The sequence below is a fragment of the Caulobacter sp. SSI4214 genome (assembly GCF_012184455.1).
Taxonomy (GTDB): Bacteria; Pseudomonadota; Alphaproteobacteria; order Caulobacterales; family Caulobacteraceae; genus Caulobacter; species Caulobacter vibrioides_E.
Map to the genome: position 1 here is coordinate 1 of NZ_SZWJ01000185.1, position 726 is coordinate 726.

1 protein-coding gene is annotated in these 726 nt (G+C 69.0%); it reads right to left on the reverse strand.

The window, feature by feature from the left end; translation table 11 throughout:
- On the reverse strand, positions 1-726 hold a 726-nt coding region (gene fghA, locus FCU40_RS23015), incomplete at both ends, for an S-formylglutathione hydrolase (protein ID WP_241693699.1).

The following is a 726-nucleotide window of genomic DNA, read 5'->3' on the forward strand; positions in this document are numbered from 1 at the left end:
CCGGCCTTGGCGGCGGCGGCTTCGATCAGTTCGGGCTTCAGCTGGTTTTCCAGGAAGCTGTCGGCCAGGCCCTGGTCGATCAGGATGTCGTCGAACGCGGTCCCCTGGCCGTCCTCGATCAGGGCGCAGGCGTCGTGGGCCCGCCAGGCGGCGCGGTCCGGGCCCAGATAGGCGCTCATCGCCTTGTCGCCCCACGGGCAGTTCAGCGGCGAGACGATCGGGGCGAAGGCGCTGACCGACTTGAAGAGCTCCGGGTTGCGCAAGGCCAGGGTCAAGGCGCCGTGCCCGCCCATCGAGTGGCCGAAGATCCCGCGCCGGCCCGCGTCCAGCGGGAAGGCGCCGTCGACGGCCGCCAGCAGGTCCTTCGTCACATAGGAATACATCTTAAAGTGCGGCGACCACGGAGCCTGCGTGGCGTCGACATAGAAGCCCGCGCCCTGTCCCAGGTCATAGGCCGGATCGTCGGCGACGCCCTCCCCGCGCGGGCTGGTGTCGGGCGCGACGATCGCGATCCCGTGCTGGGCGGCGTGTTGGTAGACGCCCGACTTCACCGTGAAATTGTCCTCGGTGCAGGTCAGGCCCGACAGCCAAACGAGATAGGGGAACGGCCCCTGGCCATCCGGCGTCCACACCGTGAACTTCATCGGCGTGCCGGTGCTGGCGCTGTCGTGCTTGCAGTACCGCAGGGTTCCGCCATGGACGCGGTGGGTGGCGAGGGTTTCGACG